A 15,343-nucleotide genomic window follows, 5' to 3' on the forward strand; every position below is an offset into this window, starting at 1 on the left:
GCCCCCGCAGACATTAAGGAATAACGCATCAAGCTTACTCATCTGTGAAGATGCCATATTCCCGCCTCAATCGGGCAAATTTGTGAACGATTAGTTAACGCCAGGTGCGGTGCCTTCACATGACGCTGCGTTAAACGCTGGACCTTGGCTGGGTGGTGACGCTACGCCTGTCGGGCGTTGAAAGAAAGGGTTTCGGATGCATCACTCAATGACGGGCTTTGCCTCGGGGCAGGGTGCAACGGGCAGCTACAGCTGGACCTGGGATCTGAGATCGGTGAACGCCAAGGGGCTGGATCTGCGCCTGCGCGTGCCCGATTGGGTGCCGGGGCTTGAACCCGATCTGAAAGCGCGCCTGGCCAAGGCTGTGGCGCGGGGCAACGTGACGCTGAACCTGCGCGTCAGCCGGGAAGAGACCGCGACCGGGCTGACCGTCAACCTCGCGATGCTGGACAATGTCCTGACCGCGCTGACACAGGTCGAAGATCGCGCGATGTCCATGGGGGTGACACTCGCGCCCTCAAAGGCGGCCGATCTGCTGGCCCTGCGCGGCGTGCTGGACACCGCAAGCCCCGACGACGAAACCGAAGCGCTGGCCAAGGCGCTGAAGGCGGATTTCGAGGGCCTGGTGACAGCTTTCACCGCCATGCGGGCCCACGAAGGCCAGGCGCTGACCGCACTGCTGCACGGCCACTTCGACCGCATCGAGGCGCTCGTGACCGAGGCCGCCGGCGTGCTCGACAGCCGACGCGACGCGATGAAAGAGACGCTTGTCGCCCAGCTGCGCCGCGTGATGGAGGCCGACCAGCAGATGGACGACCAGCGCCTCACGCAGGAACTGGCGTTGATCGCGGTCAAGGCCGACGTGACCGAGGAACTGGATCGCCTGACCGCCCATGTCGCCGCCGCGCGCGACCTGCTGGCAGGGGACGGACCCGCCGGGCGCAAGCTTGATTTCCTGGCGCAGGAATTCAACCGCGAAGCCAACACCCTGTGTTCCAAATCCCAGAACGCCGACCTGACCGCCGTGGGGCTGGAATTGAAGGCGGTGATCGAACAGATGCGCGAGCAGGTGCAGAACCTCGAATAGCCGCGCGACTTGCGGCAAGGGCGGAAATTTGCCAAGTCCGACACAACCGACATCAAGGACCGCGCAGGCGGTGGACCCCATGCCCAAGACATCCCCGGACCGCCGCGGCCTTCTGATCATCCTGTCCTCGCCCTCGGGCGCAGGGAAATCCACGCTGGCGAAACGCCTGCGCGCCTGGGACGACACGATCCGCTTCTCGGTTTCGGCCACCACGCGCGCCCCGCGCCCGGGCGAGATTGACGGGGCCGATTACCACTTCCTGGCCGAGGCGGATTTCAAGACGCAGGTGGCCGACGGTGGCATGCTGGAACACGCCCATGTCTTCGGCAACTTCTACGGATCGCCCAAGGCCGCCGTCCAAGAGGCGATCGATGCGGGGCAGGACGTGCTGTTCGACATCGACTGGCAGGGCGCGCAGCAGATCCGCAATTCGTCGCTGGCCGACCATACCCTGTCGATCTTCCTGCTGCCGCCGTCGATCACCGAACTTCACCGCCGCCTGCAGACCCGCGCGCAGGACAGCGATGAGGTCATCGCAAAGCGCATGCAGAAAAGCTGGGACGAGATCAGCCATTGGGACGCCTATGACTACGTGCTGGTGAACGACGACCTGGACGCGACCGAGGCCAAGCTGAAAGCGATCCTGACCGCCGCCCGCCTGCGCCGGACCCAGCAACCGCAGCTGACGGATCACGTCCGCAAGCTTCAGAAAGAGTTCGAGGAGACCCTATGACCCTGTACACGCTTGACGGAATATCCCCCGAACTGCCCGAAGACGGCGACTATTGGGTCGCGCCGGATGCCAATGTCATCGGCCGCATCATCCTGATGTCCGGGTCGTCGGTCTGGTTCGGCGCCACGCTGCGCGGCGACAACGAACCGATCACCATCGGCAAGGGGTCGAACGTGCAGGAAAACACCGTCATGCACACCGATATCGGCTGCCCGCTGACCGTGGGTGAAAACTGCACCATCGGCCACAAGGCGATGCTGCACGGCTGCACCATCGGCGACAACACCCTTGTCGGCATGGGCGCGACGATCCTGAACAACGCAGTGATCGGCAAGAACTGCCTGATCGGGGCCGGTGCGCTGGTGACCGAAGGCAAGGTGATCCCCGACAATTCGATGGTGCTGGGCAGCCCCGGCAAGGTCGTCAAGGAACTGGGGCCCGAATGGGTGCAGCGCAACACGGCCTCGGCCCTTGGGTATCAGCGCAACATGCGCCGGTTCCGGGACGGGCTGACGGCCGTCGGTTAACGCAGCGGCGGGTCCAGCGCGTGCACGGCATGGGCGATCGTGACGGACCCCGCCAGCCGATCGCGCGAGATCTCCTGGTATTCGTCGGACAGAAGAAACGCGCTGGCCTGTTCGGCGCCGTCGAACTGCATCAGCACGATCCGATCGGGGCTGTCCGACCCTTCCAGCCGCAGCGGCTGGTCGTCCGCCGACAACAGGGTGCCCCCGCAGCCCGCGAACACCTGTTCGAAGCGCGATTGATAGCACCGATACCGCGCTTCGTCGGTGAATTTCACAGAAGCGACAACATAGACGGCCAAACTGATCCCTCCTGACGACGGCCATCGGGCGGGCGGATACCCTTTACAGCCCGATCGGCCTTTGGCTATGGCTCGCTACAATACCGGATTGATCATGAACGAAGCCTTTCTGACCCAACTTCTCCAGGCGGTGCCGCTGCCGTCCGTTCTGATCGGGCGGGGCGAACGGATCCTTGCGGCCAATGCGGCGGGGCTTGAGCTGTTGGGGCCCGGCATCGTCGGACGGCATTTCCTGACCGCCATCCGCCATCCGGCGGTCCTGGACGCGATCGAGGCCTGCCTGCGCGACGGACAGCTGCGCAAGACACGGCATCTGACCTCGCAAAGCGGGCGCGACCTGACCTTCGACGTCACGGCCTCGCGCATCGATCTGGGTGACGGGCACGGGGTGCTGGTCTGTTTCGACGATATCTCTCCGGTCGAACAGGCGGGCCAGATGCGCCGCGATTTCGTCGCCAACGTCAGCCACGAACTGCGCACGCCGCTGACCGCGCTCATGGGTTTCATCGAGACCATGCAGGGCCCGGCCAGGAACGACATCCCCGCGCAGCAGCGGTTCCTTGAAATCATGCAGCAGGAAGCGCAGCGGATGGAGCGTTTGGTGCGCGATCTTCTGTCGCTGAGCCGGGTCGAGGCCGACGAACGGGTTCGGCCGACATCCTTTGTCGACATCGCCGCCATCGCGACCTCGGTCCTGCAATCGCTTGCCCCGCTGGCGAAAGAGAACGAGGTGACCTTTGTTCAGGACGGTCCGACCGAGGGCATGGGCGTGCCGGGGGACGAAGACCAGCTGCGGCAGGTGCTGACCAACCTGGTCGAGAACGCGATCAAGTACGGCGGACGCGGCAAGGCCGTGACCGTGTCTTTGACCCCGATCGAAAAGCTCAAGGGGACGGATGGACCGGGGATCGAGATCTCGGTTGCCGATCAGGGCCCGGGGATCGACCAGATCCACCTGCCACGACTCACCGAGCGGTTCTATCGAATCGATTCCCACAGATCGCGCGAGATGGGCGGGACAGGCCTTGGTCTGGCGATCGTGAAGCATATTGTGACACGACATCGCGGACGGCTGCGCATCGACAGCGCACCGGGGCAGGGCAGTCGTTTCATCATCTCCCTGCCGCGCTGACGGCGGCGGGTGCACCAGAAAAATACGGCAAAACAAGGGCAAATGGCCTGTGGCGATCTGGCTAGACAAGTCTGGCGCACGGTCTCGACAACGCTTGGCAGTTGTCGATCTATCCTGACGTCACGACGGCTGTCATGAAACCGTTACACAAGCGTCACAAAAGCATTAACGCCGACCACTAGGAGGCACCTCAAGGCTGCCGGGGATGGTGGCCCGGAGACACAAACAGGAGCAATCCATGTCCATGATCAAACTGACCGCCTCTGCCCTGGCGATCGCTGCCGTTTCGGCAACTGCTGCCACCGCCCGTGACCAGGTGCAGGTTGCCGGTTCGTCCACCGTTCTGCCCTACGCCTCGATCGTTGCAGAAGCTTTCGGTGAAAACTTCGACTTCCCGACCCCGGTTGTTGAATCCGGCGGCTCCTCGGCTGGTCTGAAGCGCTTCTGTGAAGGTGTTGGCGAAAACACCATCGACGTGGCCAACGCATCGCGCGCCATCCGCGAAAAAGAGATCAAGGCCTGTGCCGAAGCCGGCGTGACCGACATCATCGAAGTCCGCATCGGCTATGACGGGATCGTCTTTGCATCCCAGCTGAACGGCCCGGCCTACAACGCCTTCGAACCCGCCGACATCTACAACGCCCTGGCGCCGAAGGTGCTCAAGGACGGTGAGCTGGTCGACAACCCCTACACCACCTGGAACGAATTCAACGCCGACCTGCCGGCCGAAGAAATCCTCGCCTTCATTCCGGGCACCAAGCACGGCACCCGTGAAGTGTTCGAAGAGAAGGTCCTGGCGGCTGGCTGTGAAGCAACCGGTGCCCACAAGGCCATGATCGAAGCCGGCATGTCCGAAGACGACGCAGAAGACGCCTGCATCGCGGTTCGCACCGACGGTCGTTCGGTCGACATCGACGGTGACTACACCGAAACCCTGGCCTCCATCGACTCCAATGCCAACGGCATCGGCATCTTCGGCCTGGCGTTCTACGAGAACAACACCGACAAGCTGAAAGTTGCGACCATGTCCGGCGTCACCCCGACGACCGAATCCATCGCAAAAGGCGAATACCCGGTGTCCCGTCCGCTGTTCTTCTACGTGAAGAAAGCCCACATCGGCGTGATCCCCGGCCTGAAAGAATACGCCGAGTTCTTCGTGTCTGACGACATGGCAGGCCCCGACGGCCCGCTGGCCGAGTACGGCCTCGTGTCCGACCCGGAACTGTCCGACACCCAGTCGGCTGTCTCCGACGAACAGACCATGGGCTCGAACATGTAATTCGGCCCCGGGGCGGCGCAGCAACGCGCCGCCCCGACCCTTCGGTCCCTGACCGCCTTCAAGACTTCAAAGACGGGAACATACCCCATGTCGGCATTCTGGATCCTCGTTGTCGTTCTGGCCCTTGCCGCCATCGGATATGGTCTCGGTCGGTCCCGCGCCATGGCCTCGGCCGGCGGTGACGCGCGCCACCTCCACTCTCTTCCCGGATACTACGGCTACAACGCCGCGCTCAGCGTCCTTGTCCCCGCCCTGGGCCTTCTGGTCGTCTGGCTGATCGTGCAGCCGCTGATCGTGCAGGGCGTCGTGTCCGGATCGATCCCGGAAGGCACCTATGCCGATGCCGGGGCGCTGAACCTGCTGATGTCCGACGTCCGCCGCGTGGCGGAAGGGCTGGACATGGCGGTGGCACAGGGCGTGCTGAACGCCGATCAGGTCGCATCGCTGCGGGTCGAGGACACCAACCTGCGCGAACTTCTGGGGCAGGTGGGCGTCGCGCTTGGATCGGATGTGGAAGGTTATGTGCTGAACGCGGCGCAGGAATACCGGTCGATGACTGCAACCGGCAACCTGCTGCGCACCGCGCTGGTGCTGATCCTGGCGGTCGCGGGCCTGGCCTTCGCCTTCACCCGGACCAACAAGGACTTCCGCGCGCGCAATGTCGTCGAAAAGGTCGTGCTGGCGCTTCTGATCTTCGCGGCATCCATCGCGATCCTGACCACCATCGGCATCGTGCTGAGCCTTGTGTTCAACACCATCGAATTCTTCAAGCTCTACCCCTGGACCGACTTCTTCTTCGGCCTGACCTGGGCGCCGTCCTTCGGCGGCGGGTCCGAGCTGGGGATCATCCCGCTCTTCTGGGGCACCTTCTATATCTCGATCATCGCGCTGGCCGTGGCCGTGCCGATCGGCCTTTTCGCCGCCGTCTACCTGTCGGAATACGCCAGCCCGACCGTGCGCGCCTTTGCCAAGCCCCTGCTTGAGGTGCTGGCGGGCATCCCGACCATCGTCTACGGCCTTTTCGCCCTGCTGACGGTCGGCCCGGCGCTGGTCGCCGTCTTCGGCCCCGACAGCCTGGGCTGGATGGGCGGGTCGCGCGCCGTGATGACTGCGGGCATCGTGATGGGCATCATGCTGATCCCCTTCGTGTCCTCGCTGTCCGACGACATCATCAACTCGGTCCCGCAGGCCATGCGGGACGGGTCACTGGGCCTTGGCGCGACGAAATCGGAAACCATCAAGCAGGTGGTCCTGCCCGCCGCACTGCCCGGCATCGTCGGCGCTGTCCTTCTGGCCGCCTCGCGCGCCATTGGCGAGACAATGATCGTCGTGCTCGGGGCAGGGGCCGCGGCCCGCCTGTCGATGAACCCCTTCGAGGCTATGACGACCGTGACCGCCAAGGTCGTGAGCCAGCTGACCGGCGACGCCGACTTTGCCTCGCCCGAAGCCCTTGTCGCCTTTGCCTTGGGCATGACGCTCTTCGTCATCACCCTCGGCCTCAACATCTTCGCCCTCTGGATCGTGCGGAAATACCGGGAGCAATACGAATGACCGACGCAACCACGACCCCCGGTGCCGCAGCGCCCAAAAGCTCTCTGCTGCAGCTGGATGACCGCGTCCGCCGCCGCAATGCCGCCGAACGCCGCTTCAAGGCCTACGGGATTGCCGCCGTCTCGATCGGCCTCGTCTTCCTGGCCCTGCTGCTGTTCGCGATCATCCGCAACGGCGTGCCCGCCTATACCCAGACCTTCCTGACGGTTCCGATCGAACTGCAGGCGGACAAGCTGGACAAGAACGGCAACCGCGACCTTGAAGAGATCCAGAAGGTGTCGACCTTCGGCTACAAGCCGCTGATCATCGACGGGATGGAGGCCGCGCTGGCCGGGCAGGGCATCGCATCGCCCTTCGAGAAGGCCAAGGACCTGGAAAAGATGGTGTCGGCCTCGGCCCCCGCCCAGATCCGCGACTTCGTTCTCGCCAACCCCGACCGGATCGGTGAGACGGTAGAATTCCGGCTGCTGGCCTCGTCCCGCGTGGACGGCTACCTGAAAGGCCGCGTGGCCCGCGAAGACCTGGCACGCGACAAGAACCTTGATGCCGAACACCTGGATGTGGCCGACGCCATGCGCGATGCCGGTATCCTGGAGCGCACCTTCAACTGGGCCTTCATCTTCGGGGCAGACGCCTCGGAAAGCCGCCCGGAACAGGCCGGGATCGGTGTCTCGATGATCGGGTCGTTCTTCATGATGCTGGTGGTGCTGGGCCTTGCCCTGCCGATCGGCGTCGCGGCGTCGATCTATCTTGAGGAATTCGCGCCCAAGAACCGCTGGACCGACCTGATCGAGGTGAACATCTCGAACCTCGCCGCCGTGCCGTCGATCGTCTTCGGTATCCTCGGCCTTGCCGTCTTCATCCAGTTCGCGCACCTGCCGCAGTCCGCGCCGCTGGTCGGTGGCCTCGTGCTGACGCTGATGACCCTGCCGACGATCATCATCTCGACCCGCGCCTCGCTGAAGGCCGTGCCGCCGTCGATCCGCGATGCGGCCCTTGGGGTCGGGGCCTCGAAAATGCAGTCGGTCTTCCACCACGTCCTGCCGCTGGCCATGCCCGGCATCCTGACCGGCACGATCATCGGCCTCGCGCAGGCGCTTGGCGAAACCGCGCCGCTCTTGCTGATCGGGATGGTGGGCTACATCGCCTCGAACTATCCCGACGGCATCGCAAGCGGCTTTCTCGACCCGAACTCCGCCATGCCCGCCCAGATCTACGAATGGGCGAAACGGGCGGATCCCGCCTATTATGAACGCGCCTGGGGCGGCATCATCATCCTGCTCCTGTTCCTGATGACCATGAACATCATCGCCATCATCCTCCGCCGTCGGTTTGAGCGCCGCTGGTAAGTATGGGAGAAGCAAATATGTACGACGCACCCGCATCGGAGCTGAAAGTGACTCAGAAAGAAACCAAGATCGCCGCAAACAAGGTGCAGGTGTTCTATGGCGACACCCACGCCATCAAGGACGTGGACGTTCAGATCGAAGACAAGACCGTCACCGCCTTCATCGGCCCCTCGGGCTGCGGCAAGTCGACCTTCCTGCGCTGCCTGAACCGGATGAACGACACGATCGACATCTGCCGCGTGCAGGGCCAGATCCTGCTGGACGGCGAAGACATCTATGACCCCAAGGTCGACCCGGTGCAGCTGCGCGCCAAGGTCGGCATGGTGTTCCAGAAGCCGAACCCGTTCCCCAAGTCCATCTACGACAACATCGCCTATGGCCCCCGCATCCACGGGCTGGCCAAGAACAAGGCCGATCTGGATGATATCGTTGAAAAATCCCTGCGTCGCGGCGCCATCTGGAACGAAGTGAAGGACCGCCTGCATTCGCCCGGCACCGGCCTTTCGGGCGGCCAGCAGCAGCGTCTGTGCATCGCCCGCGCCGTGGCCACCGAACCCGAGGTGCTGCTTATGGACGAACCCTGTTCGGCGCTTGACCCGATCGCCACCGGCCAGGTCGAGGAACTGATCGACGAACTGCGCGAAAACTATTCGGTCGTCATCGTCACGCACTCCATGCAGCAGGCCGCGCGGGTCAGCCAGAAGACGGCGTTCTTCCACCTTGGAAGCCTCGTCGAATACGGCGAAACGGGCCAGATCTTTACCAATCCGGTCGATCCCCGCACCGAAAGCTACATCACCGGCCGTATCGGCTGATCGACCAACGGAGCACACCATGCCAGAAGAGCACATCGCATCCGCCTTCGACCGCGACCTCGAAGCGATCCAGGGCAAGATCATGAAAATGGGTGGCCTGGTGGAAACCGCCATCCTCGACGCCGCGCAATCGCTTGAAACCCGGGACGAGGAACTGGCCGAAAGGGTCAGGGCAGGGGACAAGGCCATCGACGCCCTGGAACAGATGATCAACGAAGACGCAGCGCGCCTGATCGCCCTGCGCTCGCCCACGGCCGGCGACCTTCGCATCGTTCTGACGGTGATGAAGATCGCGTCGAACCTGGAACGGATCGGCGACTATGCCAAGAACATGGCCAAGCGGACCTCGATCCTGGCGCAGATGAGCCCGATCAACGGGTCTCAGGCCGCGCTGCGCCGCATGGCCCGTGAAGTGAACGAGATGCTGAAGGATGCGCTCGACAGCTATATCCAGCGCGATGCGACCAAGGCACAGGACGTCATCGACCGCGACGTCGACGTCGATCAGATGTACAATGCGCTGTTCCGTGAATTCCTGACCTTCATGATGGAAGACCCGCGCAATATCACGGCCTGCATGCACCTGCATTTCATGGCCAAGAACACCGAACGCATGGGCGACCATGTGACCTCGATCGCGGAACAGGTGATCTATCTCGTCACTGGCGACAACCCCGAGACGCGGCAGAAAGGCGACAAGACTTCGATCGACGCGGCGCTGTCTCCGGAAGCGAACTGAACGGACAAGACGACATGGCCGACCAACCGACTGTCCTTGTGGTCGAGGACGAACGCGCACAACGCGAAGTCCTTGCCTATAACCTAGAAGCCGAAGGGTTCCGCGTGACCCGTGCCGAAAACGGCGAAGAGGCTTTGCTTCTGGTCGACGAGGACGCGCCGGACATCATCGTGCTGGACTGGATGCTGCCGAATGTCTCGGGCATCGAGGTCTGCCGCCAGCTGAAGATGCGCACCGAAACCCGCGGTGTGCCGATCATCATGCTGTCCGCGCGCAGCGAAGAAGTCGATCGCGTGCGCGGCCTGGAAACCGGTGCGGACGACTATGTCGTCAAACCGTATTCGGTGATCGAACTGATGGCCCGTGTCCGCGCACAGCTACGCCGCACGCGGCCCTCGACAGTCGGTGAACGGCTTGAATTCGAGGACATCGTGCTGGACAGCGAAACGCACCGCGTGACGCGCGATGGCAACGTGCTCAAGCTTGGGCCCACGGAATTCCGACTGCTAACGACCTTCATGGAAAAGCCAGGTCGCGTCTGGTCGCGCGAACAACTGCTGGATCGGGTGTGGGGCCGCGACATCTATGTCGACACCCGCACGGTCGACGTGCACATCGGACGGCTGCGCAAGGCCCTGTGCCACTTCGGCGGTGACGATCCGCTGCGCACGGTGCGAGGGGCCGGTTACGCTTTAGGTTGAAAATCGGGAGTGATGTGGGGTTTGACGTCACCTTCCGGCGCGACGTGTAATTGGTATTATGTAAATATCAGATGCACGGCCAAGCCCCGGAACCTGCGACAGAAACAGTCCTTGCGGCTTTAAAACCCCTTCACCTCTCGACATTTGCGCATCTGTCGGACTACTTTCCTGCCGGAAGCAGAGACCGAGAATGGCAGACAAAACCGATCAACCTCTCGTACGGATGAACGAGTCCCAAAGGCTCGTCGCGCGTCGCGACTATCTTGAGCGTCTGACAAATGCGCAGACCATCGAAGAGCTGTGGCAGCTGCACTGTGCGAAGATGGCTGATTTTGGCTTCGATCGGCTGATCTACGGCTTCACGCGATATCGCACCGCGACCTCGCTTGGCGATCCCGAAGACTTCGTCATCCTGACGAACCATTCGACCGAATACACCGACAGCTTCCTTGGCAAAGGCCTCTACTTCCACGCCCCGATGGTCCGTTGGGCGCTGGAACATGAAGGCGCCAGTTCCTGGAGCATCGTCGAGGACATGGTGAACTCCGGCGCGCTGACCGACAGCGAACGCAGCGTGATCGAGTTCAACCGCAAGCTGGGCGTCACGGCGGGTTTCTCGATCAGCTTCAAGTCGATCTCGCCGCGTACAAAGGGCGCCATCGCGCTGACCGCACGACCCGGCGTGTCCCAGGCCGAGGTCGATACCATGTGGGAAACCTATGGCCGCGACATCGTCGTTATGAACAACGTCGCGCACCTCAAGATCCTCACCCTGCCCTATGCCGGTCCGACGCGCGGCCTGACCAAGCGCCAGCGCGAGGCGCTGCAATGGGTCGGTGACGGCAAGACCACCGCTGATATCGCGCTTCTGATGGGCCTGACCTCCGCTACGGTGGAAAAGCACCTGCGCCTTGCGCGCGAAGCGCTGAACGTGGAAACAACCGCGCAGGCCGTTCTGAAGGCCGCCTTTCTGAACCAGATGTTCGTGCTAGAGAACTGAGACCAAGTTTAGCGCCTAGATATCTGAATTTTCGTATGAATTCGGCTTTTCAGAAGGTCGAGGTACGGATTCCCTTACTTTCGTAACGTCGCGTCACAAGGCATTCTGACCGTGTTCCGTGAGTGGTGGCCATAACGGCCATGGGACATCCGGGTCGCACCCTTCGTGATTTCGAAGCACGGCGGCTTGTCCGGGAAACCGGGGTCGGACGGGGGCGTATTGATCCGCCTTCGATCCGGCCGTTCCGGCCTCTTCCATCCCCATAAGGGGGCCGGTGCAATGACGGTGTCGATCCCCGCGATCGGCACCGTTTCGCGTTCCAATCAGCGGCTTTCGGATTGACCAGCAGGGCGCACCCGTAGGACGGTCGCTGCATCCAGGATGACTGCAGGAGAGCCCCGTGACCCAGCCCCTCGCCCATGGCCCCGATGGCCAGACCCGCTGCGCATGGGCCGCGCAGACCGACGACTTCATCCCGTATCACGACGAAGAATGGGGCTGGCCCGTGACCGACGACCGGCACCTGTTCGAAAAGCTCTGCCTTGAGAGTTTCCAGTCGGGCCTAAGCTGGCGGACCATTCTGGCAAAGAGAGAGAACTTTCGTTCCGCGTTTCATAACTTCGACTTACACGCCGTCGCTAAGATGGATGAGGCCGATGTCGAACGCCTGTTGCAAGACGCTGGTATCATCCGTCATCGCGGCAAGATCGAAGCCGTCATCAACAACGCCGCCCGTGCGCAGGCTCTTGTGGCCGAACACGGGACCCTGGCGGCCTACGTCTGGTCGTGGGAACCCCGTGAGGACGAGCTGGGCGCACCGCAAAGCCAGACCACCAGCGCCTCGGCCATCGCCATGTCGAAGGATCTGAAAAAGCGCGGGTGGAAGTTCGTGGGCCCGACTACGGTCTTTGCCTTCATGCAGTCCATGGGTCTGCTGAATGACCACGCCGAGGGCTGCTGCCTGCGGGCGCCGGTCGACAAGGCGCGCGCGACGCTCATCCGCCCATGAAAAAAGGCCGGGGTTGCCCCCGGCCCTTTCCGATTTCCGATCCGGAGAGGATCAGCCGCGCGCGGCTGCTGCGACCTCGGCCGCGAAATCCTCTTCCTTCTTCTCGATGCCTTCACCGACTTCGAGACGGACAAAGCCCAGGATCTCGACGCCAGCTTCCTTGGCGGCCTGGCCAACGGTCAGGTCGGGGTTCACGACGAACGCCTGGTTCAGCAGCGTGATCTCGGCCAGGAACTTCTTCATGCGGCCTTCGATCATCTTCTCGATGACCTGCTCCGGCTTGCCGGATTCGCGCGCGATGTCGATCTGGATCTGACGCTCTTTTTCAACGACGGCCGGGTCAACCTCGGCTTCGTTCAGCGCCTGCGGACGCGGATCGGCAGCGGCAACGTGCATGGCGACCTGGCGGCCGAAGTCGTCGTTCTGGCCGTCCAGCGCAATCAGCACGCCGATCTTGCCCATGCCGTCAGCGGCGGCGTTGTGCACATACGACACGACCGAGGTGCCCGAGATCTTGGCCATCCGGCGCAGGGTCATGTTTTCGCCGATGGTGGCGATCTTGTCGGTGATCAGCGTCTCGACAGCCTTGCCGTCAACCTGCGCCGTCTTCAGCGCCTCGACATCGTCGACGGTCAGCGCGGCGGTCGCGATCTTGGACACCATGCCCTGGAATTCAGCGTTCTTGCCGACAAAGTCGGTTTCCGAGTTCACTTCGACAGCAACACCGGTGCCACCATCGACCGCGATGGCGACAAGGCCTTCGGCTGCGGTACGGTCGGCTTTCTTGGCGGCTTTCGCCAGACCCTTGGTGCGCAGCCAATCCACGGCGGCTTCCATGTCGCCGTTGGTTTCGGTCAGCGCCTTCTTTGCATCCATCATGCCTGCAGCGGTCATTTCGCGCAGTTCTTTCACCTGTGCAGCAGTGATAGCCATGTCGGCTCTCCTAGATCTTGGAAAAGGGTCGTGGCCGCGGGCGTACCCGCGACCCATGACAGTCTTGTAAAGGTCCGAAGACCGCGGGCTTACGCCTCGGCGGTTTCCTCGACGATCTCTTCGACCGGTGCTTCTTCCATCGCACCCATGTCGACACCGGCCGCGCCCAGCTGGGCGGTCATGCCGTCAAGCGCCGCGCGGGACGCCAGATCGCAATACAGCGAAATCGCACGGGCCGCGTCGTCGTTGCCGGGGATGATGTAGTCGATGCCGTCGGGCGAGCAGTTGGTGTCGACAACGGCGACAACCGGGATGCCCAGCTTGTTGGCTTCTGCGATGGCCAGCTGTTCTTTCTTCACGTCGATGACGAACAGCAGGTCCGGAACGCCGCCCATTTCGCGGATCCCGCCGAGGGACGCGGTCAGCTTCTCCTGGTCACGCTCCATGCCCAGACGCTCTTTCTTGGTCAGGCCTTCGGCGCCGGAGGTCAGCTTTTCGTCGATTTCCTTCAGGCGGTTGATCGACTGGGAGACGGTCTTCCAGTTGGTCAGCGTGCCACCGAGCCAGCGGTGGTTCATGTAGTACTGTGCACACTTTTCAGCGGCTTCGGCGATCGGCGCGGAGGCCTGACGCTTGGTGCCGACGAACAGGATGCGGCCGCCCTTGGCGACGGTTTCGCGCACGACGTTCAGCGCCTGGTCCAGCATGGGGACGGTCTGCGTCAGGTCCATGATGTGGATGCCGTTGCGCGCGCCATAGATGAACTCGCCCATGCGGGGGTTCCAACGCTGCGTCTGGTGGCCGAAGTGCACGCCTGCTTCAAGCAGCTGGCGCATGGTGAACTCGGGAAGAGCCATGTCCGTTTCCTTTCCGGTTTAGCCTTGGCGGGGGTGAGAAGCTGCGCTTCAACCGGTGGACGCACGGGGATGTCTCCCCCATGGGCCCGACCCCGCCTGCGGGATTGAGTGGCGGTGCATTACACGCCGCCCTGCCCTTTGGCAACACTCAATCGGCCGATTTGGCCCGACGGTCAAAGAAAGGTGCGTTCGACCGCCCAATACAGACCGACACAGGCAATCACGGCCGAGGCCGGAATGGCGATGGCCCGACGATACCAGGCCTTTTGTCCGAACCAGGCACCAACCGCCAGGAAGGCCAGCGCGATGACGGTCAGCTGTCCCAGTTCGACACCCACGTTGAAGCCGATCAGCGCGGGAATGAACTGCGCCTGCGGCAACCCGAAGTCCTGCAACACCGAGGCAAAACCGAGCCCGTGCAGCAGCCCGAAGCCAAAGACCACTACGGGCCGCCAGCGATGCAGGTTGGTCGAGAAGATGTTTTCGATCGCGATAAAGGCGATGGAGGCCGCGATCAGCGGCTCGACAATCGATCCCGGCACGTTCACCCAGCCAAGCGCGCCAAGCGCCAGCGTGACGGTATGGGCCAGCGTGAAGGCCGACACCTGCCACAGCAACGGACCCATCTTGGGCGACAGGAAAAACAATCCCAGAACGAAAAGTATGTGGTCTAACCCTTTGGGAAGAATGTGGTCGAAGCCGACGGGGATATAGGACACGAAGGCCTGCCAGCCCGATTGCGCCTGCTCACCGGCCAGAACGATCGGTTCGCTCGTCTCGCCGCCGGACAGATACCCGGCGTAGCCGTTTTCGACCCCGACCAGCCGCAGCGCCAACGCACCGTGGCCCTCGGGCCAGCTCAACGTGGCGGCGGTCGCACCGTCGGGCGCCGTGCCGGTCAGCACGATCCGCGTCGGACGCGCCTGGTCGACCGACCCTATTTCGCTGACATCGACACTTTCCAAGGCCATCGGCACCGGGTCGTCATCCAGTCGCAGAACGATCCCGTCGGAAATCCGGTCCCAGTCGGCGCGGATGCGGTCGGCCAGGATGTCGGGTTCCAACCCGCGAAGTGCGTCGTAAGCATCTGACTGCGATGTATTATTGGTGTCCTCGATACCGTCCAGATCGATCCCGGCGACAAAGGCCTCGGCGTTCAGCCGCAGTTCAAGCTGGACGTCGCTGCCGTCGACCGACAGCTGCGCGACGGTCGGCAGGACCTCGTGCGCCGCGACGGCCTGGGACATCACCATTGCGGCAAGACCCGCGCCTGCCCTTGACAGCAGCCCGCGAAGCCGCAGCTTTGGGCGCATGAAAGTCTTGATCCGCATG

Annotated in this window: 16 protein-coding genes; 12 read left to right on the plus strand and 4 right to left on the minus strand. The window is 63.0% G+C overall.

Features of this window, described 5'->3' with window-relative positions; all coding sequences use genetic code 11:
- The first annotated feature begins 196 nt into the window (after positions 1-196).
- From E4S58_RS07145 to E4S58_RS07155, 3 genes are all read left to right on the plus strand, one after another.
- On the plus strand, positions 197-1,087 hold the full coding sequence (locus E4S58_RS07145) for a YicC/YloC family endoribonuclease (protein ID WP_136635627.1): 891 nt from the start codon (positions 197-199) through the stop codon (positions 1,085-1,087).
- A gap of 79 nt (positions 1,088-1,166) precedes the next feature.
- Entirely contained in the window at positions 1,167-1,820 is a 654-nt protein-coding gene (gene gmk / locus E4S58_RS07150; RefSeq protein ID WP_136635628.1) for a guanylate kinase, read from the plus strand.
- Positions 1,817-2,347 (plus strand): gamma carbonic anhydrase family protein, encoded by a 531-nt coding sequence (locus tag E4S58_RS07155; RefSeq protein WP_136635629.1) that lies wholly within the window; start codon positions 1,817-1,819, stop codon positions 2,345-2,347. Before gmk ends, E4S58_RS07155 begins: the two co-directional genes overlap by 4 nt.
- Here E4S58_RS07155 and E4S58_RS07160 read toward each other — a convergent pair.
- On the minus strand, positions 2,344-2,646 hold the full coding sequence (locus tag E4S58_RS07160) for a DUF1330 domain-containing protein (RefSeq protein ID WP_136635630.1): 303 nt from the start codon (positions 2,644-2,646) through the stop codon (positions 2,344-2,346). The two genes, E4S58_RS07155 and E4S58_RS07160, sit on opposite strands and share 4 nt — an antisense overlap.
- Positions 2,647-2,740: 94 nt before the next feature.
- On the opposite strand from E4S58_RS07160, the gene E4S58_RS07165 reads away from it, so the two are divergent.
- The 9 genes from E4S58_RS07165 (at position 2,741) to E4S58_RS07205 (ending at position 12,221) form a co-directional block, all read left to right on the plus strand.
- Positions 2,741-3,778 carry an ATP-binding protein gene (locus E4S58_RS07165; RefSeq protein ID WP_136635869.1) on the plus strand — a complete coding sequence of 346 codons (1,038 nt, stop codon included), beginning with the start codon at positions 2,741-2,743 and terminating at the stop codon, positions 3,776-3,778.
- A gap of 238 nt (positions 3,779-4,016) precedes the next feature.
- Positions 4,017-5,057, plus strand: a complete 1,041-nt coding sequence (locus E4S58_RS07170) for a substrate-binding domain-containing protein (RefSeq protein WP_136635631.1) — start codon at positions 4,017-4,019, stop codon at positions 5,055-5,057.
- Between the two features lie 87 nt (positions 5,058-5,144).
- Positions 5,145-6,608 carry a phosphate ABC transporter permease subunit PstC gene (gene pstC, locus E4S58_RS07175; protein ID WP_136635632.1) on the plus strand — a complete coding sequence of 488 codons (1,464 nt, stop codon included), beginning with the start codon at positions 5,145-5,147 and terminating at the stop codon, positions 6,606-6,608.
- Positions 6,605-7,957, plus strand: a complete 1,353-nt coding sequence (gene pstA, locus E4S58_RS07180; protein ID WP_136635633.1) for a phosphate ABC transporter permease PstA — start codon at positions 6,605-6,607, stop codon at positions 7,955-7,957. The genes pstC and pstA overlap by 4 nt, the downstream gene beginning before the upstream one ends.
- 17 nt (positions 7,958-7,974) lie before the next feature.
- A complete protein-coding gene (gene pstB / locus E4S58_RS07185; protein ID WP_136635634.1) occupies positions 7,975-8,772 on the plus strand; it encodes a phosphate ABC transporter ATP-binding protein PstB in 798 nt (265 codons plus the stop codon).
- Positions 8,773-8,791: 19 nt separating this feature from the next.
- Positions 8,792-9,511 carry a phosphate signaling complex protein PhoU gene (gene phoU / locus E4S58_RS07190; RefSeq protein WP_136635635.1) on the plus strand — a complete coding sequence of 240 codons (720 nt, stop codon included), beginning with the start codon at positions 8,792-8,794 and terminating at the stop codon, positions 9,509-9,511.
- Between the two features lie 14 nt (positions 9,512-9,525).
- Positions 9,526-10,212: a phosphate regulon transcriptional regulator PhoB gene (gene phoB / locus E4S58_RS07195; RefSeq protein WP_136635636.1), complete on the plus strand. Its 687-nt coding sequence runs from the start codon at positions 9,526-9,528 to the stop codon at positions 10,210-10,212.
- Between the two features lie 223 nt (positions 10,213-10,435).
- On the plus strand, positions 10,436-11,212 hold the full coding sequence (locus E4S58_RS07200; RefSeq protein ID WP_169052633.1) for an autoinducer binding domain-containing protein: 777 nt from the start codon (positions 10,436-10,438) through the stop codon (positions 11,210-11,212).
- A 400-nt stretch (positions 11,213-11,612) separates the two neighbouring features.
- The gene (locus E4S58_RS07205; protein WP_136635638.1) at positions 11,613-12,221 is read left to right on the plus strand and encodes a DNA-3-methyladenine glycosylase I; all 609 of its coding nucleotides are present in this window, start codon (positions 11,613-11,615) and stop codon (positions 12,219-12,221) included.
- Between the two features lie 51 nt (positions 12,222-12,272).
- On the opposite strand, the gene tsf is transcribed toward E4S58_RS07205, so the two are convergent.
- From tsf to E4S58_RS07220, 3 genes are all read right to left on the minus strand, one after another.
- Positions 12,273-13,154, minus strand: coding sequence for a translation elongation factor Ts (tsf, locus tag E4S58_RS07210; RefSeq protein ID WP_136635639.1), 882 nt, complete (start codon positions 13,152-13,154; stop codon positions 12,273-12,275).
- 89 nt (positions 13,155-13,243) lie between these two features.
- A complete protein-coding gene (gene rpsB, locus E4S58_RS07215) occupies positions 13,244-14,011 on the minus strand; it encodes a 30S ribosomal protein S2 (protein WP_136635640.1) in 768 nt (255 codons plus the stop codon).
- Positions 14,012-14,184: 173 nt separating this feature from the next.
- On the minus strand, positions 14,185-15,342 hold the full coding sequence (locus E4S58_RS07220; protein ID WP_136635641.1) for a HupE/UreJ family protein: 1,158 nt from the start codon (positions 15,340-15,342) through the stop codon (positions 14,185-14,187).
- Position 15,343: the final 1 nt, after the last annotated feature.

The sequence above is a fragment of the Pseudooceanicola onchidii genome (assembly GCF_004959925.1).
Lineage (GTDB): Bacteria > Pseudomonadota > Alphaproteobacteria > Rhodobacterales > Rhodobacteraceae > Pseudooceanicola > Pseudooceanicola onchidii.

Excerpts from the sequence above, each read along its gene's own strand:
- E4S58_RS07200 (WP_169052633.1), top strand. The coding sequence starts at position 10,436 with ATGAACGAGTCCCAAAGGCTCGTCGCGCGTCGCGACTATCTTGAGCGT.
- pstC (WP_136635632.1), top strand. The coding sequence starts at position 5,145 with ATGTCGGCATTCTGGATCCTCGTTGTCGTTCTGGCCCTTGCCGCCATC.
- phoU (WP_136635635.1), top strand. The coding sequence starts at position 8,792 with ATGCCAGAAGAGCACATCGCATCCGCCTTCGACCGCGACCTCGAAGCG.
- tsf (WP_136635639.1), bottom strand. The coding sequence starts at position 13,154 with ATGGCTATCACTGCTGCACAGGTGAAAGAACTGCGCGAAATGACCGCT.
- E4S58_RS07220 (WP_136635641.1), bottom strand. The coding sequence starts at position 15,342 with ATGCGGATCAAGACTTTCATGCGCCCAAAGCTGCGGCTTCGCGGGCTG.
- phoB (WP_136635636.1), top strand. The coding sequence starts at position 9,526 with ATGGCCGACCAACCGACTGTCCTTGTGGTCGAGGACGAACGCGCACAA.
- gmk (WP_136635628.1), top strand. The coding sequence starts at position 1,167 with ATGCCCAAGACATCCCCGGACCGCCGCGGCCTTCTGATCATCCTGTCC.
- E4S58_RS07165 (WP_136635869.1), top strand. The coding sequence starts at position 2,741 with ATGAACGAAGCCTTTCTGACCCAACTTCTCCAGGCGGTGCCGCTGCCG.
- pstB (WP_136635634.1), top strand. The coding sequence starts at position 7,975 with ATGTACGACGCACCCGCATCGGAGCTGAAAGTGACTCAGAAAGAAACC.
- E4S58_RS07145 (WP_136635627.1), top strand. The coding sequence starts at position 197 with ATGCATCACTCAATGACGGGCTTTGCCTCGGGGCAGGGTGCAACGGGC.
- pstA (WP_136635633.1), top strand. The coding sequence starts at position 6,605 with ATGACCGACGCAACCACGACCCCCGGTGCCGCAGCGCCCAAAAGCTCT.
- rpsB (WP_136635640.1), bottom strand. The coding sequence starts at position 14,011 with ATGGCTCTTCCCGAGTTCACCATGCGCCAGCTGCTTGAAGCAGGCGTG.
- E4S58_RS07170 (WP_136635631.1), top strand. The coding sequence starts at position 4,017 with ATGTCCATGATCAAACTGACCGCCTCTGCCCTGGCGATCGCTGCCGTT.
- E4S58_RS07155 (WP_136635629.1), top strand. The coding sequence starts at position 1,817 with ATGACCCTGTACACGCTTGACGGAATATCCCCCGAACTGCCCGAAGAC.